Source organism: Bacilliculturomica massiliensis (assembly GCF_900605495.1).
Taxonomy (GTDB): Bacteria; Bacillota; Clostridia; order Peptostreptococcales; family Anaerovoracaceae; genus Bacilliculturomica; species Bacilliculturomica massiliensis.
In genome coordinates this window covers 135,747-160,677 of record NZ_LR027599.1, presented here as the reverse complement: position 1 = coordinate 160,677, position 24,931 = coordinate 135,747, and the positions used below count along the sequence as shown (strand labels likewise).

Below are 24,931 nucleotides of genomic sequence, written 5' to 3'. Positions count from 1 at the left end.
AGCAAAAAAAATAAGAATCCCCGAGAATCACGTAAAAAACAGCGATATTCTCTCGATATTTGCTGCGAAATAGGCGAGAATCAATTATTTATTGTGTTTTCGCCTATTTCGCGGTTGTTTTTCGGGGAGATCGGGAAAAAAATCTCAATTTGGCCTAATACGATCTGGATCGTTGCTGATCGGCTGCTGACTGCCGCCGGGTACGGCGCCCCATCAGGAGTCGGCAGTCCACGGGAACCCGACAGCCCGCTGGAGACCAGCATCCCTCCGGGGCTGACAGCCGCTGGAGACCAGCAGACCGCCGGGGATTTCGAACAGCCGCCGCGCGGGAGCGAAAACACAAAACAACTGCACTGAAGCTGCAAACGCAGGCCCGGTGCAGGATGGTCCGTCATCGTCCGTCAGAAAAATCACGTACAAGAAAACAGCGTCCATTCCGGCTTGAAAAAGGCGGAATGGACGCTGTTTCGTAAAATGGACAGGACTTCGTCTGCGGCCCTGGCCATCGACTTACATCTTTTACTGCAGCTATGGCGTCGGGATTATCTCGTTCTGCGGCTCTGGCCGTTGGGATTATCTCGTCCTGCGGATCTGGCCGTCGGGAGTATCTCATCCTGCGGCCCTGATCTTCCGGGTTCCTTCCGGTCTCATCGCGTCCGCTGCTGACTGCCGCCGTCCGGCCGTTTCTGGGTGCTCTTGCGGCAGATCAATTCGCCGTTGCACTGGATCTTTGTGACAGGCAGGTTGGGATTGTTGATCCGCGCGTGCAGCTGCCTTACGGCGTTGAAGCCGAGATATTCCGGAGAACTGCGCATGGTGGTGAGCGGCGGTTCGATTATTTTGCAGGAAGGAATATCGTCGAAGCCGATGACGGAAATGTCTCCGGGGATCTGAAGGCCGTTTCGTTCCAGCGCGTGGATGCAGCCGATGGCGATGGTATCGTTGTCTGCAAACAGCGCGGTGGGGAATTTGCGCCCCTGCCGCAGAAGTTCGTTCATATCTTCCAGTGAACTCTCCACGGTGGCGCCCACATGGTAGATGAACTCGGTGCTGAAGGAGATCCCCAGCTGTTCCAGGGAGCAGCGATAGGCTTCATAGCGTTCCATAAAATTGGGAGTCTGGAACCGGCTCTGAAGGTAGCCGATCTGACGGTGTCCCAGAGAATACAGAAAAGAGAGCGCGGTGTATACGGTATCCCGGTTGTTCATGGATACGCTGTCGATGGAACAGTAGTGCATATAATTGTCCACGGCGATGACGGGAACGTTCAGGTTGTCCAGATAGTGATAGTGCTGAGGCATAAATTCCGTGCCGATCAGGATCATTCCGTCCAGGGGATTTTCCCGGATCATGGCGAACACCTCGTCCAGCATGGTCTCCTGGCAGGAGGTCATGACCAGCGCGTAGCCCAGGCGGCGGGCTTCGATCTCGATGGCGTCGATGATAGAGGTGACGAAGCCGTCGTTGCCGTGGACCAGATAGCCGTTGCTTGTATATTTGAAGAAGCGGATACTTTTTTGCCTGGAAGCTGTGGGGGGAACGGGCGCGGAGAACGGCTTTGCCTCATATCCCTGATCCCGCAGCATCTGAAGCACCCTGGAGCGGGTATCTGCGCCGACGCCTGGCTTTCCGTTCATGACCAGCGAAACGGTAGCCGGTGAAACGTTCAGTGATTGAGCGATCTCTTTTAAAGTCATGAAAACACCATCCAACTCATTAAATAATAAACATTATATATGATAAGGAAATAATTATCAATCGTAACCCTTCAAATAACCCCGCAGGGGCTTCCAGATGAAACCGTTACAGCAGAGACAACAGCGTTTCGCACATGGCGCTCACCAGAAGGGAGGCTACCACGGCGCCGGGGTCCAGCAGACCCACGGACAGTTCGCCGCGGACAGCGGCCCGTCCGTGCTTGGCCACCATGTTCACGGTGCTGTCCGCCCCTTCGCGGGCGGCTTCCTGGGCTTTTTTGAGCAGGAGCTTCAGATCGCTGGTCTCTTCCGCTGACTGGAGGACGAGGATGGCCGGGTGCAGACCGTCCAGAAACGTCTTTTCGCCCAGTTTGGCCTTGCCGCGCTGGATCACTCCCGCTTCCAGGGCTTCCAGGACGGATGAAATGTTATACAGTTCCAGAGACGTGGAGCCCTTCAGCGTCTTTCCAACCTGCATGAAGCCGGAGGCGATCAGCGTCCCCAGACTGGAAGGCGCAGAAGAGGCCATGGTCTTTCCGGCATAATAGAACAGGTTTCCCAGGTCCGGATCGTTGAACGTTTCCAGAAACCCGCGGACTGCGCTGAAGCCGTCGTTCATCGAGAGACCGAGATCGCTGTCTCCGGCCACTCCGTCCAGTTCGATGAGATAGTCCCTGTTGGCCTCCATGGCGGCGGCCCAGGACAGAAACACTTCTTTCAATTCATTAGCAGTGAGCAGCATGGCTGATTCCTCCTTTACAGCTGGATCTGTGTGAAAAACGGCGTGTGCGCCGGCTTGGAGAGCAGGCGTTTCAGCTCGTCGTCCAATTTGAAGACGGAGATGGAAAGCCCGGCCATCTCCATGGAGGTGGCGAATTCTCCCACGTATACTTTGTGGATCCTGACGCCGGCGTCCCGCAGCGTCTCGTGAACGCGGCGGTATGTAATATACTGTTCCTCCAGCGGGGTGGCGCCCAGTCCGTTGATGAGAACGGAGACTTCGTCGCCGTCTCCGAGAGTCATATTGCGGAAGATGTGTCCCATCATCTCGTCCACCATCTGGTTGGCGGGCAGGATCTCTGTGCGGCGGACTCCCGGTTCGCCGTGGATGCCCATGCCGATCTCCATTTCATTGTCGGAAAGCTGGAAGCTGGGATGGCCTACCCGGGGAACGATACAGGGGGAGAGGGCCACGCCCATGGTACACACGCTGTCCGCCGCCTTTCGGGCGATCCGCGCGACTTCGTCCAGACTCATCATTTCATCCGCAGCCGCTCCGGCGCACTTGTACACGAAAAAGATCCCCGCTACTCCCCGGCGCGCTTCCGGGTCCTCTGATGACACGTCGTCCTTTACGACCACGGATTCCACGCGTATGGAGTCTTCAAAGTCTGCCATCTCGGAGGACATCTGGAAATTGAATTTATCGCCGTTGTAGTTGCCGTAGATGTACAAAACGCCGGCGCCGGAATGGATAGCCCGCGTCACGGCCAGCATCTGCTCCGCGCTGGAGGACTGAAAGATCTCCCCGATGCTGCATCCGTCCAGCATGCCGTCTCCGATGTAACCGAGAAACAGAGGCAGATGCCCGCTGCCGCCGCCGGTGGCGATCCCTACCTTGCCGGGCCGGATCCTGGTTTTCACCATGGAATGGAGATCGTCGTTGACGAAGGTGAGCATGTCGGAATGAGCGAGATAAATGCCTCTGAGCATGTCGTCCACGAATGTTTCCGGTGTGTTTAGAATTTTCTTCATGAGAGAGCACCCAACCTTTCTGATTTTCTTCTGATTTAGAAATGAAAGAATATTCTTGTGATGATTTTAGCAATAATAGCTGAACGAGTCAAGTTGTTTTAGTGAATATTAATTAAAAATTATTAAAGCGGCCAAATGAGATTGGCAAAATAATATTTTGTTTAAAGTGAGATTTACTCAATATAACGAAAAATATTCTGGAATATTAGACTGAATATTAAAAAATTATTTTTGAAATTTACTAAATACGTGTTTACATTTAAAAAATCGCGTGCTAGAATAAACCAACAAGACAAAAGGAGAAAGAGATTTGAGTTAATTTACTAAAACGATTACTAAAATCAAAGGAGGGAAATTAAAATGAAACGCTACTATAAACCGGCATGTTTGGCACTGGCGCTTTTGATGCTGACTCTGGCCTTCGCCGGCTGCGGTTCGTCCGGCGGCTCGGGGGGCGGCGGGAACTACGGCGGATATGACAGTACCCTTTACAAAGTATTGAGTACGAAGAAGCTGACGGTAGCTGTCATTTCCGGCTTCGTCCCGCTGTCCTATCAGGATGAGAAAGGGACGTACGTGGGCTTTGAGATCGACGTGGCTCAGAAGATCGCCGATTCTCTGGATGCGGAACTGGAGCTGCTGGAGGTGACTTCAGATACGAGAGTGGCGACCATCGAAACGGGAAAAGCGGACATCGTTATGGGAAATTCCACACCCACTCTTCCCCGGGCCCAAAAGGTAGGTTTTTCCGACACCTATATCGTTTCCAGCGAGAGACTGCTGGTGAAGGAGGACAGCCAGATCACAGGCATCGACTCTCTGCCGGCCACCGCCAAGGTGGGAGTGGTCAAGGGCGCTACCCTGGATACAGTGCTCAAGGCGCGGCGTCCGGAGCTGGAACTGGTCTACTTCTCCAACCCCACTGACGGTATCGTGGCTGTAAAAAATGGACAGGTAGACGCATTTGCGGAGGACGCCAACTTCCTGCTGTACCAGGCCAGCCAGGCCGGCGGGCTCAAGGTCGTAGGCGATCCGCTGGACACGGTCAGCTATAACGCCATGATGCTGCCGCAGGCGGATCAGGTGTGGATCAATTACATAAACCGCTTTGTCTACAACTTCAATGTCTCCGGAGAAAACGCCGAGCTGTTTGAGAAATGGGTGGGCGCCCCTCCGTCAAGCGAACTGAATCCTTCATTCTAATGTGTTTTTTATCGGTCTGTCCGGCGTCTGCCGGACGGACCGGCTTTGTGCATTCATTTATCGCTTTCCGACATCCCATCGGCAGACTGAAAAAGGAGAATGCGTATGTTTTTAGATTGGCTTTTTCCCATATATCATTTGCCCGAATTGCTGAGAGGAGCCGCCGTCACTCTGGAGACCAGCGCGGCGGCATTCCTCTTCTCCTTTTTTCTGGGCATGCTTTTCGCCATCGTGCGGTTTCACAAAAAACCGCTGGTCCTGTACCCCATCGTCACCGCCTTTGTTGAAGTTTTTCGCAATACTCCGCTGCTTGTTCAGCTGTTCTTCATTTATTTCGGCTTTCCGCAGTTCGGGATCATGCTGTCCCCCATGCAGGCCGGCATGCTGGGTCTGGTGGCCAACAGCGCGTCCTATTATTCCGAGATCCTCAGAGGCGGGATCCAGTCCATTCCCAAAGGCCAGTGGGAGGCCGCGGATTGTCTGGGCCTGTCGCGGCCCCAGGTATTTACCAGGATCATCTGTCCCCAGGTGATCCGCGACACGTTTCCATCCATCACCAACCAGATGGTGCTTGTGATCTTCGGGACCAGCGTGCTGTCGATCCTTGATGTAAAGGAGCTGACTCAGGTGGCTTCCATCCTGAATTCGCAGTCGTTCCGCAGTATGGAGATCTTTACATTTGTGATGCTTCTGTATTACGGCGTGACCACCCTGGCCCTGGCTGTGTGCCGGTTCTGCTACAGGCGCTGGTTCGCGGCGAAGACGGAGAGGAGGTAAGGCATGGACTTCAGTTGGCTGCCCGCATACGGCGGGATGTTTTTTGAGGCGTTCTTTCTGACCCTGAAGCTGGCGCTGATGGCCATCGCCACGGGGACCGTCCTCGGCGTGGCTGCGGGAATACTTCTCACCAGCCGTTTCCGCCTGATTAGAGGGATCGTGCGGGTCTACGTTGAGCTGTTCCGTGGAAGTCCGCTTCTGGTCCAGCTTTTCATGGTATATTTCGGCCTGCCCCACGTGGGGGTAAACATCAGTCTGAATATGACCACCGTGCTGGTGTTCACGCTGTATGGCGGGGCCTACATCGCAGAGATCACCCGTTCCGGGATCGAAGCCATTCCGAAGGGACAGTGGGAGGCGGCGGAGAGTCTGGGCCTGAATTACTTTCAGACCATGGGCCACGTTATATTCCGCCAGACCCTGAAGATCGCTTTTCCTTCGCTGGTGGGATTCTATATCGGAATGATCAAGGATTCCTCTCTGGCGTCGGTGATCGGGTATTCGGAGCTTGTAAAGAAATCTCAGACTATCATGAACATGACGGCCAGACCGTTTGAGACGTACATCGTGGTGGGTCTCTGTTATTTTATCATCTGTTTTCCGCTGTCCAAGCTGGTCAGTTACATTGAAAAAAGGAGCGAGGCCAAATGATTGAGGTAAAAGACATTTGCAAGAGTTTCGGAAATCTGCAGGTACTCAAAAAAGTCAGTCTCACTGTGAATAACGGAGATGTGGTGGCCGTGATCGGACCCAGCGGATCCGGCAAGAGCACGATGCTTCGGTGCATCAACCGTCTGGAAGTGATCGACGGCGGTTCGATCAGCGTGGATGGGGCTGAGATCAATGGAAACGACAAGCAGATCCGGAAAATCCGGCAGAACATGGGCATGGTGTTTCAGTCTTTCAACTTGTTTCCCCATCTGACCGTCTACGATAATATCGCGCTGGCGCCGCGGCTGATCCACAGAAAGAAAAAAGAAGAGCTCGACCCTCTGGTGGACGAGCTGCTGCAGAAGGTGGGACTGCGGGATAAAAAAGACAGCTTTCCGGCGCAGCTCTCCGGCGGACAGCAGCAGCGTATCGCCATCGCCCGGGCGCTGGCCATGAAACCGAATTACATGCTCTTTGACGAGCCCACCTCGGCGCTGGACCCGGAACTGATCGGAGAGGTGCTGGTGGTCATCAGGCAGCTGGCGCTGGAAGGCATGACTATGATCATCGTCACTCACGAGATGAATTTCGCCAGAGACACCGCCGATCGGGTCGTCATGATGGACGGCGGCCAGATCATCGAGGAAGGCGCGCCGGACCGGCTGTTTCAGGATCCTGAAAACGAGCGGACCCGGGCGTTTCTGCACTCCGTCATTGGGCGGCAGTGAAGGCGGGCGTAAAGCGGCCGCCAGGATGAAGACAGAAGCAGGGATGCAGGCGGCAGTGATAATATCAGAGAAAGGAAGCGAACGGTATGCGATATATTGATCTGAGAAGCGACAGCGTGACGATGCCCACGCCGGAGATGCGGCGGGCCATGTATGAGACGGAGGTGGGCTACGACGTTCTGGACGACGATCCGGCGGTGCACCGGCTGGAGCGGATGGCGGCGGAGATGACCGGCAAGGAAGCCGCGGCGTTCATTCCCACTGGGACCATGTGCAATCAGCTGGCGATCATGTGCTTTACCAGACCAGGGGAGGAGATCATTCTCAGCGCGGATTCTCATATTCTTGACTTTGAAGGCGGAGCGGCGGCTGCGCTCTCCGGGGCGATGATCCGCGCCGTCCCCACGGAGGACGGCATTCTGCGGGCGTCGCACATAAGGGACTGCGTCCGGCCGGCAGACGACATCCACGCGCCGCGGACGGGACTTGTGTGCATGGAAAACGCCCTGGGCCGCGGGACTGTGGTCCCGCTGGAACGGATGAGAGAAGTCTATGAGACCGCCTCGGAACTGGGCATTCCCGTCCATACGGACGGAGCGCGGCTGTTCAACGCGGCGGCGGTCCTGTCTGTGGATATAAAGGAGATGGCGCAGTACACGGATTCTCTGGCCGTAGGTCTGTCGAAGGGACTCTGCGCGCCGGTGGGATCCGTGCTGGCAGGGTCCCGGGCGTTTGTGGCGGCGGCGAAGAAAAACCGCCAAAAGCTGGGCGGCGGCCTATCTCAGGCCGGAGTGCTGGCGGCGCCGGGCATGATCGCGCTGGAGAAGATGACGGGCCGGATCGCGGAGGATCACGAAAACGCCAGGTATATGGCGGAACTGCTGGAAGCCATCCCCGGCGTGACGGTGGATCGGGACAGGGCGCAGATCAATCTGGTTTTTTTCCGCATCGACAGAGAAAAGGAGATCCTGGAGGGTCTGCCGGATCGGATGCTGGAAAAAGGCGTCAAGATCGGCTCCCATACGAAAGGCGTCTTCCGTTTCGTGACGCACAATGACGTGTCCCGGGCCGATGTGGAGGAGGCTGCGGCCATACTGAGAGAGCTTCTGCAGGCGCGGTGAACGTTTTATTTTTTCAGATCGGCGGGGAACCGGCGGGGCAGCCGCGGACCGGTCTGCCGGAGTGAAAGATCTGTCTTTCATTCCGGCGGTCCGGCCCGTATTCTGCGCCGCTTTTTTTGTGGTGTGAATAATAAGGAATTTTTTTGCGCTGGACAGGGACCCTGACAGCGTTGGAGACAACGCTCGGTCAGGGTGTTTTTTTGATTCAAAAATAGTTGTCCTGCACAGCTGGGGCCGTCTTTAATTTTTCTCGCCGTATGTATAATTTTCCTGATGAAGTGAACAATAGAGACAGCTGAAAAAGCGGCAGATTATCTGAAATAAAAAATAGATGAAAGGATTGTTTTTATGAAAGCAACGGGAATAGTGAGAAGAATAGACGATCTGGGACGAGTGGTGATTCCGAAAGAAATCAGAAGAACACTTCGCATCAGAGAGGGAGATCCCCTGGAGATCTTCACCGACCGCGAAGGCGAGGTCATCCTGAAAAAATATTCGCCCATCGGCGAACTGAATGAATTTGCGGCGGAATACGCGGAGGCGGCGGCAGCCATTCTGGAATGCGCTGTGGCGGTCACGGATACCGATCAGGTCATCGCTTTTTCCGGAGGACCGAAGAAGGAGTATCTGGAAAAGAGAGTAAACCCCGCTATCGAACAGGTGATGAAGGAAAAGAAGACACAGCGTTTCAAGGGTGTGACGCGTCTGGAGAGCATTATATTTGACGATGTGCCCGGAGCCGACCATCCTGAGCAGGTGGTGGTCCCGGTGGTGGTACAGGGCGACTGCATCGGCACGGTGATCTTCATGGCAAAGCGCGGGACCTTTGACGATACCACCGTAAAGACGGCGGAGATCGGCGCGGACTTCCTGGCACGGCAGATGGACAATTAGACGCGGCGGATGGCCGGGCGGCGGCTGCATGGCAGAGAGCTGGGACGACAGGCCGGCCGGGCGGACGCGACAGATGGCCATGACGGTTGGATGGCCGAACAAACATGGCAGAGGGCTGGGGCAGAAGACCGACTGGAGACGGCGGCCGGCTGGGCGGACGCGACGGTTGCATGACTGGGCGGACGCGACGGTCGGCTGATTGGATGCGACGGTTGCATGGCTGGACGGATGAGGCGATTGCATGGCCAGGCGGACGCGACGGTCGGCTGACTGGATGCAACGGTTGCATGGCCGGACGCGGCGGTGAATGACCAGGTGGGCGCGGTGACCGGCTGGCTAGACGCGGCGGATAGCTGATCGGGTGCGGCGGACTGCCGGCCGGATGAAGATGGGCCGATATAAAACGGATGTTTGAGAGAGGACGGGCTGACGCTGGAGTGCAGAAAATCTCCGGCTCCGTCTTTTTTATTAGGTAAAGTGGATCAGCGGCAGAAAATCGATCCCATGTCCCCCTTTTCGTACATAAAAATACTGGAAGACAAGATGTATAATGACATAAATCGCTCTGGTGCGTGGCGGGATAAGTGGGAAAGTGACCGCGGCCGGCCGAAAAAGGAAAGTGTGCGGATCGTTTTCTGGATTTTTTCTTTTTGCCGGAAAAAGAGGATCAAAAACGAAAAGAAAATGGTTAAAATAAATCAATCATACAATATGTGGAAAGTATTTTTTCGTATTTAAATAAAATTGCATTCAAAAAGAAAAAAGCGACATAAATCGACAAGGCAAACAATTTGAAAAGCCTGTTGCGGCTTCTATTTTTTCCTTTTTAGGGTGTGGGAGAGGGCAAAAAGAAAAAATAGATCATTTTAGATCTCAAAGCCGCCGCTTATGTTTCACGCCCACGCCTGTCATCGTTATGTTCCTTGAAAATCGACCTGCGGTGTGGTAGGATAAGTCGAATAAGTCCAGATGAAAAAACAGGAAAAGGGAGGCGCTCATGGGTCAGAATATCTTTGACAATAACGTTTTCTTTTCAGAATACATAAAGCTGCGGCGCGGAAAAAATTACAACGATCTGTTGGAACAGCCTGCCATGAGAAAACTACTGCCTGACGTCAGAGGAAAAACCGTCCTCGATATCGGCTGCGGTTACGGGAGGGAAAGCTATTTATTTGCACAGAGCGGAGCAAAACAGGTCATCGGCGTGGATATCTCCCGAAAAATGCTGGAATTGGCGAGACGGGAGTACAGTCACCCTGATGTGGAATACCTGCAGATGGACATGGAGGAACTCGGCGGGCTGACACAGGAATTCGATCTGATCTACAGTTCCCTGGCCTTCCACTATGCGGCGGATTTTCAAAGACTGGCCGGAAATTTATACCGCCTGCTGAGAGCGGGGGGCCGGCTGCTGTACTCGCAGGAACACCCTATCGTCACCGCGACAGTGGACTGCCGTGGGCATTACAATACGGTGGACGGTCAATGCGTGTCCTATACTTTTTCCGATTACGCGGCCGGCGGCCGGCGCGTTGGCGCCTGGTTCGTGGACGGTGTGGAGAATTATCACCGCACTATGGGAGAGATCGTTACGACGCTGGCTCAGGCGGGCTTCGTAATCGAAGAGCTCGTGGAACCCCTTCCGGGTAAATGGGCGCTGGAGGAACTCCCGGAGCTGGCGAAAGAATTTATTAAGCCGACTTTTTTGATCATAAAGGCGAGAAAGTGAGCGGCTTCCAGCTGATCAGTATCCGGAGCCGGATACTGCATGGAGGGGTGCGCTGATACGGGGACGACGGGTGAAAAGGCTAATTAAACTGTGACGATCTGCCCACATTATGGTATAATAGCCGGGCCGGCGCAATTATATTATTATAGCGCTGATTCAGGCCGGAGCGGACGCTCGTTGTCCCAGCCAACGGAATGACAGCCCCGCAATGAACAGGCGCGGCCCAGGAAGGCCAGGAGCGCAATGAATCGGTGCGGCCCCGGAAGGCCAGGAGCGCAATGAATCGGTGCGGCCCCGGAAGGCCAGGAGCGCAATGAATCGGTGCGGCCCCGGAAGGCCAGGAACGCAATGAATCGGTACGGCCACGGAAGGCCAGGAGCGTAATCAACAGGCACGGCGCCCAGAAGGACGGCCGCAATCAACAGGCGCGGCCGCGCAATGGCGGGTAGGCAATCAACAGGCACGGTTCCGGAACGGCGGAAACGAATGCAGAGGCCGGGCAGGATGCGGCGGCGATGGCCCGTGGCCGCCGCCTATGGCGCGGGGACCGGAGCAAGCCTGAAATGATATGGAAAATGAGGGATAGGTAACTATGGGAGCAAATGAGACCAGGGAAGTTAAAAAGAAATCGTTTTTGCAGGGTGCGGCCATACTGGCCGGGGCGGCGGTGCTGATCAAGCTGATGGGAGCGTTTTTCCGCATTCCGCTGGCCAATATCATCGGTGCGGTGGGGATGGGATACTATCAGACTGCGTATCCGATCTATAATCTGTTTCTTACCATATCTACGGCGGGGATCCCCGTAGCGATCTCCCGCATGGTGGCTGAGCGCTGCGCGGAGGGCAATCACTACGAAGCGCACCGGGTGTTCAAAGTTTCTTTTCTGTTGCTTTTGATCATCGGCACCCTTTCTTCTTCAATATTGTATTTCGGAGCGGACGCCTATGCGAAGTCCGCAAATATGGATGAGGCGGTGCTGGCCATCCGGGCCATTGCGCCAGCCCTCCTGCTGGTATCGCTGATGGCGGCCTTCCGCGGATATTTTCAGGGCACGCAGAACATGAAGCCCACGGCGTGTTCTCAGATCTTCGAGCAGCTTTTCCGCGTAGCGGTAGGCCTGACGCTGGCTATCGTGCTTGCAAAGAAAGGGCTGGAGGTGGCCGCTGCGGGGGCGTCCTTCGGAGCGACGGCGGGAAGCGCGTTCGGCCTGCTGGTCATTGCGCTGATCTACCTGCTTCACAAAAAAGCCATTGCGCAGAAGATCCGCAGAAGCGGTTCAAAATCCAGCGGAGAGAGTTCCGGCCGCATCCTGGTGCGGATCTTCATCATCGCGCTGCCCATCACCATCGGGGCTGCGATCATGCCCCTCATGAATATGATCGACTTGCAGATCGTTATGAATCGTCTGGTGGATATCGGCTATACGTCAGAATCTGCACAGGCCATGTACGGTGAACTGTCGGGCTTCGCCGCGCCGCTGATCAATCTTCCTCAGGTCCTGATCCAGGCGATCGCCATCAGTCTGGTGCCCACGATCGCCGCGGCTCACCAGCGTCGGGATATGGAGTTTCTGCGATTTAACGTCAGTACCGGACTGCGCACGGCCATGATCATCGCCATGCCCTGCGCCTTCGGCATGATGACGCTGTCAGAACCGATCATGCTGCTGCTGTATCCGCTGGAAAAAGCCAGCGCAGTCAGCGCAGCGCCGCTGCTGTTTATTCTGGCTTTGGGGATCATCTTCCTGTCCGGCATCCAGACCCTGACAGGTATCCTTCAGGGGATCGGCAAGCAGAATATACCCGTGCGCAATCTTTTTATCGGCGCTCTGGTCAAGGTGGCCTGCACCTTCTATCTGACTGGTGTGGAATCCATCAACGTCAAAGGAGCCGCTATCGGGACCGTGGCCACTTACATCGTGACTTTCCTGCTGAATCTGGCGGCTGTGAAAAAGTACACGAAGGCCGATTTCAGCGCGGGTCAGGTTTTCCTGCGGCCGCTGATCTCGGTGCTGGCCATGAGCGTCTGCGCCTGGGGCGCTCACCGGCTGATCGTGGGCGTGCTGGGAAATTCGCTGGCCACGCTTCTTGCTGTGGCCGTGGGCGGTATCGTCTACATTGTGATGATCTTCGCCACGAAGACGATCACTCCGCAGGAGCTGTCCATGCTGCCAAAGGGCGACAAGATCGCCAAGCTGGCTGGTAAATTCGGAAAATAAAGCGGGCGGAGGAGACCCCACGGCGGGTCCCCGGAAAAGAGAAAGTGAGAGTAAGATATTATGTATGAGGAATACTATAGGCCGGCGGAGACTGACGCGGAAGCGGTGGAACGTCTCAAAGAGATCATCCACATTCTCCGGGGTGAAAACGGCTGCCCCTGGGACAGGGAACAGACGCACGAATCGCTGCGGCGCTGCCTGATCGAAGAGACTTATGAAGTGATCGACGCGATAGAAAAAAAAGATGCGGATAATCTGGAGGAAGAGCTGGGCGACGTGCTGCTTCAGGTGGTCATGCACTCTGAGATCGGAGAAGAATCTGGAAGATTCAGTCTGAAAACGGTTGCCAATCGTGTTTCCGACAAAATGATCCGCCGGCACCCCCATGTTTTTGACGAAAAAGGCGCAAAAATTGAGGGCAATCAGGCAGAAACTATTGACAATGTGCTGGAAAGATGGGAGAATGTGAAAAGGAACGAGCACGGGGCGAGGTCACAGACAGATTCCATGAAAAGCATACCGAAATCACTTCCGGCGCTGCTTCTCAGCGACAAAGTGCAGCGGAAAGCGGCTGAAGTAGGTTTTGACTGGGATTCTGTGGATGAAGCCTTTGAAAAGGTGAAGGAAGAGACTGCTGAGCTGTTGGAGATCTATGATGGCTGCGATATGGACCACATCAAAGAAGAGGTTGGTGACTTGCTTTTTGCGGTGGTGAATGTGGCGAGATTTCTTCATATTGATCCGGAGGAGGCTTTGCACTTTACCGCGGACAAGTTTATTCGGCGGTTTGGCTATATCGAAGATACAGCGCGGGACCAGGGGCGTGTTTTGCCGGACATGACTCTTGCGGAAATGGACGAGCTGTGGGAACAGGCCAAATCCAAAGAAAAGTAGTCGTCATGTGCTTTTTCAAATTAATATCTTTTCAAATTTAAAGGAGGTTACATTCGTGAATAAAGCGGAATTAATCGCCAGCGTGGCGGAAAAAACAGGATTCACAAAGAAAGATGCAGAAGCTGCTGTTAATGCGTTTGTTGTAAGCGTTGAGGAAGCTCTGGTAAAGGGCGATAAGGTACAGCTCATCGGATTTGGAACTTTTGAAACGAGAGACAGAAAGGCGAGACAGGGCAGAAACCCCAGAAAGCCGGGCGAAGTGATCAAGATCGCCGCTGCAAAGGCTCCCGTATTCAAGGCTGGAAAGGCTCTGAAAGACGCTGTAAACAAATAAGCTTAATAAAACGAGAGCAGTCTTCGGGCTGCTCTTTTTTGACGGGAGATGGGATCGGACGAAGCCGGGGAGACAGATCGACGCCCGGCGGCGAAATCGCTGGAGGCCCGGAGACGAGACCGACGGAGGCAGATCGATGCCTGGCGGTGAGACCGACGGAAACAGATCGACGCCCGGCGGCGAGACCGAGACGACACACATCCACGCCCGGCAGCGAGACCGAGGAAACACATCACGCTCCGCAGACAGACTGCGGAAGACCGGCTGAAAGGGGAAATTATGAGGATCGACAAATTTTTAAAGAACTCCAGGCTAATCAAGCGCCGTACGGTGGCGAAAGAAGCCTGCGAACAGGAGCGGATCTTTTTGAACGGCAAACCGGCCAAGCCCGGCGCCGAGGTGAAGGAAGGGGACGAGATCCTAATCCGTTTTGGAAATTCAGAGCTGAAAGCCGTGATCAAGGCTACGCCTGAGCATGTGACGAAAGAGATGGCCGCGTCCATGTACGAGATCATACAGTAAAACTCGCCCGAAACCCTGGTTTCGGCCCTCTGACGGATCACTCCGAAAGAAGGCGAAAAGGATTCCGCGGCGGGTTTTTTATTGGGAATGAAATTTTTGAGAATAAAACGCTTCCGATCGGCAACGCCGTGAGCGCTATTCCCGCTCCTCCATAGGCGTATAGGAACGGGGCGGCTGCACGCTCTTGTACGCGGGACGCATGATCTTGCCGTGAGCGGCCAGTTCCTCGATGCGGTGCGCGCACCAGCCGGAGATACGGGCCGTGGCAAAGATGGGCGTCGCCATCTCGTAGGGGATATTCAGCGCGCTGTAGACGAAGGCCGAGTACAGGTCCACGTTGGCGGGCATGGGTTTGTCGGTGCCCTTGATCTCGTGGAACAGTTCCGGGCCCCGGCGCTCGATGAAGTCGTAGAGCAGGAAATCGTCCATCTTGCCCTGTTCTTCCGCCAGCTTCTGCGCCATGCGCTTCAGCAGAGTGGTTCTGGGATCGGACAGGGTGTAGACCGCGTGGCCCAGACCGTAGATGATGCCGCTCTTATCGTTGACTTCGCCCTGAAGGACCTTGACGAGATAATCCTCCACCTGTCCGTGATCCGTGATGTCAGCTACGTGCCGTTTCAGGTCGGTGATCATGTTGGGCACCGCCATGTTGGCGCCTCCGTGCTTGGGTCCTTTCAGGGAACCCACCGCCGCTGAGATGGCAGCGTAGGTATCCGTGCCGGTGGACGAGATCAGATGGGTCGTAAAGGTGGAATTGTTTCCGCCGCCGTGTTCCGCATGGATGATCAGGGAAATGTCCAGAAGCCGCGCCTCCAGCTCCGTGTATTCGCCGGTGGGGCGAAGCAGCCGCAGGATCGTTTCCGCCGTGGACATGCCCGGGTCGGGCTGATGCAGGTAGAGGCTCTCGTTGTGGAACGAGAACTGCTGGGCCTGATAGGCGTAAGCGATGATCGACGGGAACTGGGCGATGAGGTTGATGGACTGCCGCAGCACGTTTCCGGCCTCCGTATTGTCCGGGTCCGGATCGTAGGAGTACAGCGCCAGAACGGTTCTGGACAGCTTGTTCATAATGTTTCTGCTGGGCATAGTGAGGATCATGTCCCGGGCAAAGCCGTCGGGAAGTCTCCTGTTGGCGCCAAGGATCTGTTTGTATGTATCCAGCTGCTTTTCCGTGGGAAGTTCGCCGAACAACAGCAGATAGCTGGTCTCCTCATACCCGAACCGGTTGTTTTTCAGGCAGTTCTCCACGATCTCAGCCACGTTGATGCCGCGATAGTACAGCCTGCCCTCGTCTGGGAGCTTTTCGTGTTTTTCGTTGATCCGATAGCCGTGAACATCTCCGACCTTGGTCAGTCCGACCACGACTCCGGCGCCGTTGGCGTCCCGGAGACCGCGTTTTACGTAGTCGTACTTACCGTACAGGGAATTGTCGATCTGGTTCTTTTCTTTGAGCGAGTCCGTCATGCTTTCGATAAAAACCTTTTCCAGGTCTTTCGTCTCGCGATGGGTGTGATGGATGTATTTCAAATCAGCAGCCTCCTTTCGGTACAATGCGTGATAAAGTATACAATCTTCGACGTAATCGGGTAATTTTCATTAATTATACTACGCTCACAGGCAGAGTACAAGCAGGATTAAGAAGCAGCCGGAGATTTACAGAAAACATTTCGGAATGCGGAATCCCCTGCCCGGAGGGCGTTATCTTCCCTCATTACAGAAAACAAAAAGAAAACATATGTTCTTGCTTGTGAATAATTGTTGTGATAAAATGTTTTATGCCCGATGATCGGGATATATATAGATTGTTGCAATATTTTCGGCGGGCGGATCCGTCTGTGCGGAAACGCGCGCGGCGTCCGAATGCGCATGAATAAGGAAGAGATATTTTCGTCATATCCCTCAGGCAGACGGTGCAGACTAACTGAGAGGGGAAAAATTTGCGCTCCCCGGGCGAAAGCGCCTGCGAGAGGGACGGACCGGCGGGACGACGGATGGATGCAGGATGACGGCCGGCGGCGGGAGGGCTGACCGGCAGGACGGCAAACAGATGCGATTGGCCGCGGACCGGCGGGACGACGGGCGGCAGGAACGACAGCGGACGCATGATGGCAGACTGTTGCGGGATACCCAACGGGATATCCAACAGACCGGCGGCTGCCATACGGACAAGGATGCGATACGAGCGGATCACGGAGGAGCTTGACGGCGGCCGGGAGAGGAAACGGGCATGGATAAATTCAAACTTGTGGCGCCTTATCAGATGATGGGCGATCAGCCCAAAGCGGTGGAACAGCTGGTTAGGGGCATAAAAGAAGGAAAAAAGCATCAGACGCTGCTGGGCGTTACCGGATCAGGCAAGACATTTACGATCGCCAATGTCATCGAGCAGGTCCAGAAGCCCACGTTGGTGATCTCACACAACAAGACGCTGGCGGCGCAGCTTCACGGCGAGTTCAAGGAGTTTTTTCCGGAAAACGCGGTGGAGTATTTTGTATCTTACTATGATTATTATCAGCCGGAGGCCTACGTGCCTTCGACGGACACATATATAGAGAAGGATTCCGACATCAACGATGAGATCGAAAAGCTGCGCCACTCGGCCACGGCCGCGCTGGCAGAGCGAAAGGACGTTATCATCGTGGCCAGCGTCTCCTGCATCTACGGTCTGGGAAGCCCGGTAGACTACGAAAATCAGGTGCTCTCACTGCGGCCGGGCATGGAGAAGAACAGGCAGGAAATCCTGCGCAAGCTGGTGGACATTCAGTATACGAGAAACGATCTGGGATTCGAGCGGGGCACCTTCCGGGTGCGGGGCGATATCGTGGATATCTTTCCTGCGGGCGCGGAGCACGCCGTGCGGGTGGAGCTCTTCGGAGACGAGATCGAGGTCATAAAAGAGATAAATCCGGTGACAGGAGAGATCGTGGGGATCAGAAATCATGTTTCCGTTTTTCCCGCGTCCCACTATGTCACATCGAAAGAAAACATGGAACGGGCGGTGGTGTCCATCGAGGAAGAACTGGAGGAACGGGTCCGCTGGTTCAAAGACAGGGGAAAACTCATCGAGGCTCAGCGCATCGAGCAGCGCACCCGCTATGATCTGGAGATGCTGAGGGAGATCGGCAGCTGTAAAGGCATCGAGAATTATTCCCGCCACATCAACGGACTGCCCGCAGGTCAGCGGCCTTACACCCTGATCGACTACTTCCCGGATGATTTTCTGCTGGTGGTGGACGAGTCTCACGTCATGCTGCCTCAGGTCCGGGGCATGTACGCCGGGGACCGATCCAGAAAGCAGTCTCTGGTGGAGTACGGATTCCGCATGCCCTCGGCTCTGGACAATCGTCCGCTGCAGTTCGAGGAATTTGAAAAAATGGTGCATCAGGCCGTCTACATCAGCGCCACGCCGGCCGCCTACGAGAAAGAACACAGCGGCGGAGTGTGGGCGGAACAGGTCATCCGTCCCACGGGTCTGTTGGATCCGGAGATCGAGCTCCGAAATACCGAGGGACAGATCGACGATCTCATCGGCGAGATCAACAAGGTGACGGAGAAGGGCGAGCGCGTTCTGGTGACCACCCTTACGAAGAAAATGTCGGAGAGCCTGACGGATTACCTGAAAAACGTAGACATCCGCGTGCGTTATCTCCACTCGGAGATCGACACGCTGGAGCGCATGGAGATCCTGCGGGATCTCCGTCTGGGCGAGTTCGACGTGCTTGTGGGCATCAACCTGCTGAGGGAAGGTCTGGACATACCGGAGGTCTCTCTGGTAGCCATACTGGACGCGGATAAGCAGGGTTTCCTGAGAACGGAGACTTCGCTGATCCAGACCATCGGCCGGGCGGCGAGAAACGCCCACGGCCGTGTCATTATGTACTGCGACGGCATCAGCGACGCCATGAAGGCAGCCATCTCTGAGACCAACCGCAGACGGGCCATCCAGCAGGCTTACAATGAAGAGCACGGCATCACGCCAAAGACCATCGAAAAATCAGTGCGTCAGGTCATCGAAGCCACCCGCGCTGCCACGGAAGCGGATGAATATTACGAGGGTAAGAGTCCCCTTGAGCTGACCAGAAAAGAGCTGGGAGACTACGTAAAACAATTGGAAAAGGAAATGAAGGAAGCCGCGAAGGAGCTGCAGTTTGAGCGGGCGGCCATGCTTCGCGACCGGATGATGGAGTTTAAAGCCAGACTCTAGCGCGGAGGAAAGGAGAGACGAAAGAAACAGAAGATGACGAAAGATATAGTAGTAAAAGGCGCCAGAGCGCACAATCTGAGAAATATAGACGTGGTGATCCCAAGAGACAAAATGGTGGTATTGACGGGGCTTTCCGGTTCGGGAAAGTCCTCGCTTGCGTTTGACACCATTTACGCCGAGGGACAGCGCCGCTACATGGAGAGCTTATCCTCCTATGCCCGGCAGTTCCTGGGCCAGATGGACAAGCCGGAGGTGGAGTCCATCGAGGGACTTTCTCCCGCCATATCCATCGATCAGAAGACCACGAACAAGAATCCCCGATCCACAGTGGGAACAGTGACAGAGATACACGACTATCTTCGTCTGCTCTACGCGCGGATCGGCGTTCCCCACTGTCCTGTCTGCGGCAGGGAGATCGCCAGTCAGACGGTGGACCAGATCGTGGAACAGCTGATGGATCTGGGGGAGGGAACCCGGCTGACGCTGATGTCGCCCGTGGTCCGGCAGAGAAAAGGCGAACATGAAAAGGTTTTGGAACGCATCCGCAAGGAGGGTTTCGTGCGGGCCCGCATCGACGGTGAAGTGCGGGATCTGAACGAGGAAGAGATCAAACTGGAAAAGACCTTTAAACACACCATTGAGATCGTGGTGGACCGGGTCGTCGTGAAGAAAGGCGCGGAGGGGCGGCTTTCAGAAAGCATAGAGCTGTGCCTGAAGGAGGGCGAAGGGCTGGTGGACGTGCTCGTCCAGAAAAAGGCTCCGGAGTTGCCGGCGGACATTTCAGCAGAGGAGCTTTCGGCGGTGCCCATGCCGGAACCTTATGAGTTGACTTTCAGTACGAAGCTGTCCTGTCCCGATCACGGCGTGAGCATAGAAGAACTGGAGCCTAGGACCTTTTCCTTCAACAGCCCTTTCGGGGCCTGCCCTGAGTGCAACGGCCTGGGATTTATCCAGAAGATCGATCCGGATCTGATCATCACCAGACAGGACATCTCCATCAACGACGGGGCGCTGAGCGCTATTTTCGCCTCCATGGATTACGGCACCTTTTACCGTCAGATGATCGAGGCGCTGGCCAGGGAACACAATGTGGATCTGAGCACCCCTTACAAGGATCTGCCGGCCAAGTTTAAAAAAGAGCTGCTCTATGGAACGGGAACGCGGAAGCTGGAATATTACTATGAGAGCAGAAACAACGGTTCCAAATCTTACCGCAATCACCCCTTTGAGGGCGTGCTGCGCAATCTGGAACGGCGCTATGAGGAGACTGGTTCAGAATACATTAAAGAGAAGATGGAACAGTATATGAGCGTGGTCCCCTGCCAGGCCTGCGGCGGTAAACGGCTGAAGCCGGAGGTGCTGGCGGTGACGGTAGGCGGCATGAATATCGCGGAGTTTTCCGACTTGTCCGTGCGCCGGTCTCTGGAGTTCGTCAGCGGGCTGAAGCTCAGCGAGAAGGACGCGGCCATCGCCAGACAGATCCTGAAGGAGATTCGTTCTCGACTTAGTTTTCTGGTGGATGTGGGTCTGGATTACCTCACCCTGTCCCGGACCTCCGGCACCCTTTCCGGCGGAGAATCCCAGCGGATCCGTCTGGCCACTCAGATCGGGTCCAGCCTGGTAGGGGTTCTGTATATTCTCGACGAGCCAAGCATCGGTCTGCATCAGAAGGATAATGAAAAGCTGCTGAAGACCCTGCGCAATCTCACCGATCTGGGAAATACTCTCATCGTGGTGGAACACGACGAAGACACCATGTTCGCGGCGGACCACATCATCGATATCGGTCCCGGCGCCGGCATCCACGGCGGAGAACTGGTGGCCGAGGGGACGGTGGAAGACATCAAGGCGTGTCCCGAATCCATTACGGGACAGTATCTCAGCGGCGTGAAGAAGATCGAAGTGCCGGAGGTGCGCAGAAAAGGCAGCGGCAAGAAAATACGGATCACGGGAGCGGCGGAGAACAATCTGCAGGGCATCGACGTGGATATACCGCTGGGGAAATTTGTTTGTGTTACCGGCGTCTCCGGTTCCGGAAAGAGTAGTCTCATAAACGAGATCCTCTACAAGGGTCTGGCGTCCAAAGTGAACCGCTCCGGCGTTCATCCGGGAAAGCACAAGGCCATTAAGGGGATCGAGGAGATCGACAAGGTGATCGACATCGACCAGTCGCCCATCGGCAGGACGCCCCGATCGAACCCAGCCACCTATACTGGAGTTTTCACCCACATCCGCGATCTTTTTGCCAGTCTGCCCGAGTCCAAGATCAGGGGCTATGAAAAAGGCCGGTTCAGCTTCAACGTCAAGGGCGGCCGCTGCGAGGCCTGCGGCGGCGACGGCATCATCAAGATCGAGATGCACTTCCTGTCCGACGTTTACGTTCCCTGCGAAGTCTGCAAGGGGCGGAGATACAACAGGGAGACGCTGGAGGTAAAATATAAGGGAAAGAGCATCTACGACGTGCTGGATATGAACGTGACGGAAGCCCTGGAATTTTTCCAGAACCTTCCCGTCATTACCCGGCAGCTGCAGACGCTGGAGGAAGTGGGTCTGGGCTACATTAAGCTGGGCCAGCCCTCCACGCAGCTTTCCGGCGGCGAGGCGCAGCGGATCAAGCTGGCCTCCGAGCTGTCCAAACGCAGCACGGGGCGCACCATGTACATTCTGGACGAACCCACCACCGGCCTGCACTTTGCTGACGTGGATAAGCTGGTACAGGTGCTGTCCAGACTGGTGGACGCGGGCAATACTGTTGTCGTGATCGAGCACAATCTGGAGGTCATCAAGACGGCGGACCACCTCATCGACCTGGGACCCGACGGCGGCGACCGCGGCGGGCGCATCGTGGCCACGGGAACGCCTGAGGAAGTGGCGCAGGTCCCGGAGTCCTACACGGGGCAGTTCCTGAAAAAGATGCTGTAGAGCTGTCATGTGGAGGCGCGAGGATCCGGCTGCCCGGCCGTGCTGTTGTGTGACCATGCGTTGGCAGGGTCCGGCCGTGCTGTTGTCTGACCGTTCGTTGGCAGGGTCCAGCTGCACTGTTGTCTGACCGTGTGGTGACAGGGTCCGATTGTGCTGTTGTCTGACCGTGCGCCGGCAGGGTCCGGCGGTGCTGTGGAAGCGAATTGATTTCGCGGCAGCTCGGCGGCCCAGAGGCGCTGGCCTGCGGTCGCACTGCCCCATGATCGCGCTGCCCGCTGGCCTGCGGTCGCACTGCCCCATGATCGCGCTGCCCCGCAGGCCGCGGCACATGGTGCTGCTGTGTGCGCCACGGCGCTGCGGCTCATGCATCTTTTGCATTAAAGTATGATCTCTACAAAAAATACGCACGGCGCAGACTTGCGGCAGTCGGATCGGCCTGCCGCCTCACTGCGCCGTGCGTATTTTTTGTTCTGAGCCGTGCAGAGCTTATTTAGTCACCCTCTCTTCGGATCTGTACGCTGCATTTGTTTTGGAGAGGATAGGCGAAAAAGTATAAAAAATCGTTATATCGCCTAAATGGGCCCTCGAAATAGGTGAAATTTGACTTTAATTTAGAAAATCACCGAAAATGAGGATCATACGTGAAGAAATGAGAGGGAAAAGAGGCTATTTTATGTGAAATGAATTATTTTTTGCTTTTTTCGCCTATTCAACATGCTCGGTGTTGTTCGGAGTCGGGCCGGGGAGGTCTGCACGAAACAGGCTCAACCTCCTGCCGCGGCAATAGATCCCGGATCTGATACCGCCCTCAGCATTCGATACCGGCCCCGATCCCGTATCTGCGTCGGCTTCGAATCCGAATTCGGCAGCCAATTGGCAGCTTATGTGTATGCAGATTGGTATGTATGGGATATGTCCTTCGCGGTTCAAAACAAGTAACGTATATAAAATGATAGACATGTTGCATATATTTGTGAATATATTGTGAAATATTAGATAGAAATATTGACGTTGTAAATAAAAAAGCATACTATATAGCTAGTGGAAAAACAAATTATGGAATGGAGGGAATGAAATGGGCCAGATGATCAATGTGAATATCCGCATGGATGAAGAATTGAAAAAGCAGGCGGACTATCTGTTCAATGAACTGGGTCTGAATATGTCTGCAGCGGTAAACATGTTCGTGCGTCAGGCCGTGAGAAACGGCGGGATTCCCTTTGAAGTGACAATGCGCACAGACGGCGGCCGGCCTCCGTTCAGCGTAACAGAACGGTCTGGAGCAGCTGTGGAGACTGCCTGCCAAAATGATATCCCGGGAAAAAACTGCGATCCGGCGGAGCCATAACGGTTCAGGAAAAGCTGAAAGGATCTTGCAGGTGCAGAGAACAGCGGCCGGTCCAAACACGGATCCCGCTGTAGATCAACAGTGGGTCCAATCGCCGGTTCAGCGGCAGATCCACCGATCCAGCCGTGGATCCGGCTGCGCATGCAGATATGGATCTGTACTCTGATCCACACTATGATCCGGCGGCAGATCCAACCGGCTTTCAAAACGGAGAACATAGCTGGCGGAGACCGTTTTGGGGTCTTCGTCTTTCTTTGCGGTTTTTTAAGGGGTGATTAAAATGACATTGAATAGAAAATACGGCTGGAAGGAATTCGGAGCCGATCTGGGATACGATGTGATAGGAAGTTGTCTCTACGCTGCGGGTATTTATACCTTTGCCTCCCACGCGAATTTTGCTCCGGGAGGGGTCTCGGGTCTGGCGATCATACTGAATTACCTGTTCAGCCTGCCCATCGGCGTCGCCACGCTGATGATGAATATTCCGCTGATCATTATCAGCTACCGGGTACTGGGAAAAACTTTTTTGCTGAAAACGGTGAAAACCACGCTGATCTCAGCGTTCATCATGGATACCGTATTTCCGCTGATCCCGATCTACACGGGGGAGCCGATCCTGGCGGCCCTTTACACGGGCGCGCTCTCCGGCGCAGGTCTGGCGCTGATCTACATGAGAGGTTCGTCCACGGGAGGGACAGATCTGGTGATCATGAGCATCCGGAAGAAAAAGCCCCATCTGTCTATCGGACAGTTGGGCCTGGCGATCGACGGGATCGTCATACTGACCGGCGGCCTGGTCTACGGACGGATCGACGCCGTGCTGCAGGGCGTCATCGCTACGGTGGTCTCCAATATCGTCATCGATAAGATCGTCTACGGCGCCGGATCAGGAAAGATGGCCATGATCGTCACAGACTGCGGAGCGGCGGTGGCGAAAAAAATATCCGATGAGACAGAGCGCGGAGCTACCATGGTGGAAGCTGTGGGCGCTTTCACGAAGGAAGCAAAGGACCTGCTGATCTGCGCCTGCAGTAAGCGGGAGATCTACGAAGTACGCCGGGCAGTTTACGAAGTGGATCCCCATGCGCTGATCATGATAACTTCCTACGACGAGGCTTACGGCTACGGTTTTCAGGAGCCGGAGCTATCGCAGAAAAAGAAAGACAGTATGGAGAGCCTGGAGAGCGCGGCAGATCGAGACCGGGCGGAAGAACCGAAGCAGGCGGCCGGTCCTGACCGGGCGGAAGAACCGAAGCAGGCGGCCGGTCCTGACCGGGCGGAAGAGCTGGGGCAGGCGGCCGGTCCCGACCGGGCAGATGAACCGAAGCTGGCGGCCAGCCCCGACAGCGCGGCAGATCGAGACCGGGAGACAGACCCGGCCAGCGCGGAAGTGCAGAAGAGCTGAAGCGCTGAAGAAGATGGGAGATCCAGAGAACGACAGCAGCGGAATGCCGGGAAAATACAGGTCGGCAGCGTCTGTGTGAAAGAGATAAAAATAATTTTTAAATCAATGTGTAAAACTAACTGTTACCTAACCATCGGTTTGCTACACTTTGTTTACAGGCTATAGCACTGAATAAAACAAAACAAACAGAAGGGGATGGGCGCAGAGAACGTCCGCCCCGGGATGGAGGAAAACATGAAAAAAATGACATTTGGAACAAAACGGGTAATCGGCGCGGCGCTGGCCGCTCTCACAGTGGTAGCCGGCATGTCGGCCATGGCTTTTGCAGGAGAGCCGCCGAAGCAAATTGGGGTAGGACTTCCCAAATCAGATCCGGCCAGGGATGCGGTAATGGAAGATAAGGTATTTGTGATCGTGGAGGGTCAGCCGGGTCAGCCGAAGATGGAAGGCTTCGTCACAGAGATCGGGGAAGGCGGCGATATACTTTGTACCATAGCCGACGATCAGGTACTGGAACCGCAGGAGTAAC

The 24,931-nt window shown here is 55.2% G+C and carries 20 protein-coding genes; 16 read left to right on the top strand and 4 right to left on the bottom strand.

Translation table 11 applies throughout. The features are described from left to right. Positions 1-647: 647 nt before the first annotated feature. From E0E37_RS03275 to E0E37_RS03265, 3 genes are all read right to left on the bottom strand, one after another. A complete protein-coding gene (locus E0E37_RS03275) occupies positions 648-1,697 on the bottom strand; it encodes a LacI family DNA-binding transcriptional regulator (RefSeq protein ID WP_130861546.1) in 1,050 nt (349 codons plus the stop codon). Positions 1,698-1,803: 106 nt separating this feature from the next. Continuing rightward, positions 1,804-2,439: a DAK2 domain-containing protein gene (locus tag E0E37_RS03270; protein ID WP_130861545.1), complete on the bottom strand. Its 636-nt coding sequence runs from the start codon at positions 2,437-2,439 to the stop codon at positions 1,804-1,806. A 14-nt stretch (positions 2,440-2,453) separates the two neighbouring features. Next, entirely contained in the window at positions 2,454-3,452 is a 999-nt protein-coding gene (locus E0E37_RS03265) for a dihydroxyacetone kinase subunit DhaK (RefSeq protein WP_130861544.1), read from the bottom strand. Positions 3,453-3,812: 360 nt separating this feature from the next. Between E0E37_RS03265 and E0E37_RS03260 the strand changes: the two genes are divergently transcribed. The 11 genes from E0E37_RS03260 (at position 3,813) to E0E37_RS03210 (ending at position 14,523) form a co-directional block, all read left to right on the top strand. Continuing rightward, entirely contained in the window at positions 3,813-4,655 is an 843-nt protein-coding gene (locus E0E37_RS03260; RefSeq protein ID WP_130861543.1) for a transporter substrate-binding domain-containing protein, read from the top strand. Positions 4,656-4,760: 105 nt separating this feature from the next. Further along, on the top strand, positions 4,761-5,432 hold the full coding sequence (locus tag E0E37_RS03255) for an amino acid ABC transporter permease (protein WP_165445178.1): 672 nt from the start codon (positions 4,761-4,763) through the stop codon (positions 5,430-5,432). A 3-nt stretch (positions 5,433-5,435) separates the two neighbouring features. After that, positions 5,436-6,083 carry an amino acid ABC transporter permease gene (locus E0E37_RS03250; protein WP_130861541.1) on the top strand — a complete coding sequence of 216 codons (648 nt, stop codon included), beginning with the start codon at positions 5,436-5,438 and terminating at the stop codon, positions 6,081-6,083. Continuing rightward, on the top strand, positions 6,080-6,811 hold the full coding sequence (locus E0E37_RS03245) for an amino acid ABC transporter ATP-binding protein (RefSeq protein WP_130861540.1): 732 nt from the start codon (positions 6,080-6,082) through the stop codon (positions 6,809-6,811). The genes E0E37_RS03250 and E0E37_RS03245 overlap by 4 nt, the downstream gene beginning before the upstream one ends. Positions 6,812-6,897: 86 nt before the next feature. Further along, positions 6,898-7,932: a threonine aldolase family protein gene (locus E0E37_RS03240; protein ID WP_130861539.1), complete on the top strand. Its 1,035-nt coding sequence runs from the start codon at positions 6,898-6,900 to the stop codon at positions 7,930-7,932. Positions 7,933-8,280: 348 nt separating this feature from the next. Further along, the gene (locus E0E37_RS03235) at positions 8,281-8,826 is read left to right on the top strand and encodes a stage V sporulation T C-terminal domain-containing protein (RefSeq protein WP_130861538.1); all 546 of its coding nucleotides are present in this window, start codon (positions 8,281-8,283) and stop codon (positions 8,824-8,826) included. A gap of 997 nt (positions 8,827-9,823) precedes the next feature. Continuing rightward, positions 9,824-10,555, top strand: a complete 732-nt coding sequence (locus E0E37_RS03230) for a class I SAM-dependent methyltransferase (protein ID WP_130861537.1) — start codon at positions 9,824-9,826, stop codon at positions 10,553-10,555. A gap of 592 nt (positions 10,556-11,147) precedes the next feature. Beyond that, positions 11,148-12,773, top strand: coding sequence for a putative polysaccharide biosynthesis protein (locus E0E37_RS03225; RefSeq protein ID WP_130861536.1), 1,626 nt, complete (start codon positions 11,148-11,150; stop codon positions 12,771-12,773). Between the two features lie 60 nt (positions 12,774-12,833). Next, positions 12,834-13,667 carry a nucleoside triphosphate pyrophosphohydrolase gene (gene mazG / locus E0E37_RS03220; protein ID WP_130861535.1) on the top strand — a complete coding sequence of 278 codons (834 nt, stop codon included), beginning with the start codon at positions 12,834-12,836 and terminating at the stop codon, positions 13,665-13,667. A 55-nt stretch (positions 13,668-13,722) separates the two neighbouring features. After that, the gene (locus tag E0E37_RS03215; protein ID WP_130861534.1) at positions 13,723-14,001 is read left to right on the top strand and encodes an HU family DNA-binding protein; all 279 of its coding nucleotides are present in this window, start codon (positions 13,723-13,725) and stop codon (positions 13,999-14,001) included. A gap of 279 nt (positions 14,002-14,280) precedes the next feature. Next, entirely contained in the window at positions 14,281-14,523 is a 243-nt protein-coding gene (locus E0E37_RS03210) for an RNA-binding S4 domain-containing protein (RefSeq protein WP_130861533.1), read from the top strand. Between the two features lie 135 nt (positions 14,524-14,658). On the opposite strand, the gene E0E37_RS03205 is transcribed toward E0E37_RS03210, so the two are convergent. Beyond that, positions 14,659-16,050: a citrate/2-methylcitrate synthase gene (locus E0E37_RS03205; RefSeq protein ID WP_330548527.1), complete on the bottom strand. Its 1,392-nt coding sequence runs from the start codon at positions 16,048-16,050 to the stop codon at positions 14,659-14,661. Positions 16,051-16,750: 700 nt separating this feature from the next. Here E0E37_RS03205 and uvrB point away from each other — a divergent pair. From uvrB to E0E37_RS03180, 5 genes are all read left to right on the top strand, one after another. Further along, entirely contained in the window at positions 16,751-18,727 is a 1,977-nt protein-coding gene (gene uvrB / locus E0E37_RS03200; RefSeq protein WP_130861532.1) for an excinuclease ABC subunit UvrB, read from the top strand. A gap of 33 nt (positions 18,728-18,760) precedes the next feature. Continuing rightward, complete coding sequence (gene uvrA, locus E0E37_RS03195; RefSeq protein ID WP_130861531.1) at positions 18,761-21,649, top strand: excinuclease ABC subunit UvrA; 2,889 nt, start codon at positions 18,761-18,763, stop codon at positions 21,647-21,649. Positions 21,650-22,724: 1,075 nt separating this feature from the next. After that, positions 22,725-22,997: a type II toxin-antitoxin system RelB/DinJ family antitoxin gene (locus E0E37_RS03190; RefSeq protein ID WP_246019623.1), complete on the top strand. Its 273-nt coding sequence runs from the start codon at positions 22,725-22,727 to the stop codon at positions 22,995-22,997. Between the two features lie 280 nt (positions 22,998-23,277). Further along, on the top strand, positions 23,278-24,402 hold the full coding sequence (locus E0E37_RS03185; protein WP_130861530.1) for a YitT family protein: 1,125 nt from the start codon (positions 23,278-23,280) through the stop codon (positions 24,400-24,402). Between the two features lie 234 nt (positions 24,403-24,636). Beyond that, positions 24,637-24,930 (top strand): hypothetical protein, encoded by a 294-nt coding sequence (locus E0E37_RS03180; protein WP_130861529.1) that lies wholly within the window; start codon positions 24,637-24,639, stop codon positions 24,928-24,930. Position 24,931 lies beyond the last annotated feature (1 nt).

Coding starts and splice junctions, on each gene's coding strand:
- E0E37_RS03275 (WP_130861546.1), bottom strand. CDS start 1,697: ATGACTTTAAAAGAGATCGCTCAATCACTGAACGTTTCACCGGCTACC.
- E0E37_RS03270 (WP_130861545.1), bottom strand. CDS start 2,439: ATGCTGCTCACTGCTAATGAATTGAAAGAAGTGTTTCTGTCCTGGGCC.
- E0E37_RS03265 (WP_130861544.1), bottom strand. CDS start 3,452: ATGAAGAAAATTCTAAACACACCGGAAACATTCGTGGACGACATGCTC.
- E0E37_RS03260 (WP_130861543.1), top strand. CDS start 3,813: ATGAAACGCTACTATAAACCGGCATGTTTGGCACTGGCGCTTTTGATG.
- E0E37_RS03255 (WP_165445178.1), top strand. CDS start 4,761: ATGTTTTTAGATTGGCTTTTTCCCATATATCATTTGCCCGAATTGCTG.
- E0E37_RS03250 (WP_130861541.1), top strand. CDS start 5,436: ATGGACTTCAGTTGGCTGCCCGCATACGGCGGGATGTTTTTTGAGGCG.
- E0E37_RS03245 (WP_130861540.1), top strand. CDS start 6,080: ATGATTGAGGTAAAAGACATTTGCAAGAGTTTCGGAAATCTGCAGGTA.
- E0E37_RS03240 (WP_130861539.1), top strand. CDS start 6,898: ATGCGATATATTGATCTGAGAAGCGACAGCGTGACGATGCCCACGCCG.
- E0E37_RS03235 (WP_130861538.1), top strand. CDS start 8,281: ATGAAAGCAACGGGAATAGTGAGAAGAATAGACGATCTGGGACGAGTG.
- E0E37_RS03230 (WP_130861537.1), top strand. CDS start 9,824: ATGGGTCAGAATATCTTTGACAATAACGTTTTCTTTTCAGAATACATA.
- E0E37_RS03225 (WP_130861536.1), top strand. CDS start 11,148: ATGGGAGCAAATGAGACCAGGGAAGTTAAAAAGAAATCGTTTTTGCAG.
- mazG (WP_130861535.1), top strand. CDS start 12,834: ATGTATGAGGAATACTATAGGCCGGCGGAGACTGACGCGGAAGCGGTG.
- E0E37_RS03210 (WP_130861533.1), top strand. CDS start 14,281: ATGAGGATCGACAAATTTTTAAAGAACTCCAGGCTAATCAAGCGCCGT.
- uvrB (WP_130861532.1), top strand. CDS start 16,751: ATGGATAAATTCAAACTTGTGGCGCCTTATCAGATGATGGGCGATCAG.
- uvrA (WP_130861531.1), top strand. CDS start 18,761: ATGACGAAAGATATAGTAGTAAAAGGCGCCAGAGCGCACAATCTGAGA.
- E0E37_RS03190 (WP_246019623.1), top strand. CDS start 22,725: ATGGGCCAGATGATCAATGTGAATATCCGCATGGATGAAGAATTGAAA.
- E0E37_RS03185 (WP_130861530.1), top strand. CDS start 23,278: ATGACATTGAATAGAAAATACGGCTGGAAGGAATTCGGAGCCGATCTG.
- E0E37_RS03180 (WP_130861529.1), top strand. CDS start 24,637: ATGAAAAAAATGACATTTGGAACAAAACGGGTAATCGGCGCGGCGCTG.